Below are 2,522 nucleotides of genomic sequence, written 5' to 3'. Positions count from 1 at the left end.
AAGGCCGAGCCGGCGCCGGCCAACGCGACCGCCAAGGAGGTTGCCAAACCCGCCGCCAAGGCCGCGCCCAAGAGGTCGATGGCCGACGAGACCGCCGCCGAGGGCGACCGCGTCGCCAACCAGTCGATCCGCGTCAACGTGGACACGCTGGAGCATTTGATGACCATGGTCTCCGAGCTGGTGCTGACCCGCAACCAGCTCCTGGAGATCTCCCGCCGCAACGAGGACACCGAGTTCAAGGTGCCGTTGCAGCGGCTGTCCAACGTCACCGCCGAGCTGCAGGAGGGCGTCATGAAGACGCGGATGCAGCCGATCGGCAATGCCTGGCAGAAGCTGCCGCGCATCGTGCGCGATCTGTCGAGCGAGCTCGGCAAGCAGATCGAGCTCGAGATGCACGGCGCCGACACCGAGCTCGACCGCCAGGTGCTCGACCTGATCAAGGATCCGCTCACCCACATGGTGCGCAACTCCGCCGATCATGGCCTGGAGACCCCGGCCGAGCGCCTCGCGGCCGGCAAGGGCGAGCAGGGCACCATCCGCCTGTCGGCCTATCACGAGGGCGGCCACATCATCATCTGCATCGCCGACAACGGCAGAGGCCTCAACACCGAGAAGATCAAGGCCAAGGCGCTCGCTAGCGGTCTCGTCACCGAGGCCGAGCTCGAGAAGATGAGCGAAGCCCAGATCCACAAGTTCATCTTCGCGCCGGGCTTCTCCACCGCGGCCGCCATCACCTCGGTGTCGGGGCGCGGCGTCGGCATGGACGTGGTGCGCACCAATATCGACCAGATCGGCGGCACCATCGACATCAAGTCGGTCGCCGGCGAGGGCTCCTCGGTCACCATCAAGATCCCGCTGACCCTGGCGATCGTCTCGGCGCTGATCGTCGAGGCCGCCGGCGACCGCTTCGCCATCCCGCAACTGTCCGTGGTCGAGCTGGTGCGGGCCCGCGCCAACTCCGAGCACCGCATCGAGCGCATCAAGGACACCGCGGTCTTGCGCCTGCGCAACAAGCTGCTGCCGCTGATCCACCTCAAGAAGCTCCTGAAGATCGACGACGGCGCCGCTAGCGATCCCGAGAACGGCTTCATCGTGGTGACCCAGGTCGGCAGCCAGACCTTCGGCATCGTCGTCGACGGCGTGTTCCACACCGAGGAGATCGTGGTCAAGCCGATGTCGACCAAGCTGCGCCACATCGACATGTTCTCCGGCAACACCATTTTGGGCGATGGCGCCGTCATCATGATCATCGACCCCAACGGCATCGCCAAGGCGCTCGGCGCCGCCGGCGCCTCGGCCCACGACATGGCCGATGACGCCGCCGCCCATCACATCGGCACTGGCGAGCAGACCACCTCGCTGCTGGTGTTCCGCGCCGGCACCAGCCAGCCCAAGGCGGTGCCGCTCGGCCTCGTCACCCGCCTCGAGGAGCTGCCCGCCGACAAGATCGAGTTCAGTAACGGCCGCTACATGGTGCAGTACCGCGAGCAGCTCATGCCGCTGGTCGCGATGGAGGGCGTCAGCATCGCTTCGCAGGGCGCGCAGCCGATCCTGGTGTTCGCCGACGACGGCCGCTCGATGGGCCTCGTCGTCGACGAGATCATCGACATCGTCGAGGAACGGCTCAACATCGAGGTCGGCGGCACCGGCAGCGGCATTTTGGGCTCGGCCGTGATCAAGGGCCAGGCCACCGAGGTGATCGATGTCGGCCACTTCCTGCCGATGGCGTTCGCCGACTGGTTCACCCGCAAGGAGATGAAGCCGTCGATGGCCTCGCAGTCGGTGCTCTTGGTCGACGACTCAGCGTTCTTCCGCAACATGCTGGCCCCGGTGCTGAAAGCCGCCGGCTACCGGGTCCGCACCGCGGCCGGCGCGCAGGAGGCCCTCGCCACGCTGCGCGCGGGCCAGAGCTTCGACGTGGTGCTGACCGACATCGAGATGCCCGACATGAACGGGTTCGAGTTCGCCGAGGCGCTGCGCACCGACCACAATCTCGCCGCGATGCCGATCATCGGCCTGTCGGCGCTGGTCTCGGCGGCGGCGATCGAGCGCGGCCGCCAGGCCGGCTTCCACGACTATGTCGCCAAGTTCGACCGCCCCGGCCTGATCGCGGCGCTGAAGGAACAGACCGCCACCGCCGCCGGGGCCGCCGAGCTGAGCCGGGCGGCGGCGTAAAGCGGCAAGGAGATAGGCAAGATGAGCAGCAAGACCCAGTCCAGCGAAGGCGCCATGGTCGAGTACGTCACCGCGATGATCGGCGGCCAGCTCTTCGGCCTGCCGATCTCCCGCGTCCAGGACGTGTTCATGCCCGAACGCGTCACCCGCGTGCCGCTGGCCTCGCGCGAGATCGCCGGCGTGCTCAATCTGCGCGGCCGCATCGTCACCGTGATCGACATGCGCGCCCGGCTCGGGCTGCCCAAGGCCGACGACGGCAAGGTGCCGATGGCGGTCGGCGTCGACCTGCGCGGCGAATCCTATGGCCTCCTGATCGACCAGATCGGCGAGGTGCTGCGCCTGCTCGA

At 67.8% G+C, this 2,522-nt stretch carries 2 protein-coding genes; both read left to right on the top strand.

The genetic code is table 11. The features are described 5' to 3' along the window. A partial coding sequence (locus tag MTR72_RS40130; protein WP_341512338.1) for a hybrid sensor histidine kinase/response regulator occupies nucleotides 1-2,175 on the top strand: 2,175 nt, incomplete at its 5' end. A 21-nt stretch (nucleotides 2,176-2,196) separates the two neighbouring features. Further along, nucleotides 2,197-2,522: chemotaxis protein CheW (locus MTR72_RS40125; RefSeq protein WP_341512337.1), on the top strand; the 326-nt coding region annotated here is incomplete at its 3' end.

Source organism: Bradyrhizobium sp. ISRA442 (genome assembly GCF_038085055.1).
Lineage (GTDB): Bacteria > Pseudomonadota > Alphaproteobacteria > Rhizobiales > Xanthobacteraceae > Bradyrhizobium.
This window is presented reverse-complemented; position numbering and strand designations above follow the sequence as displayed.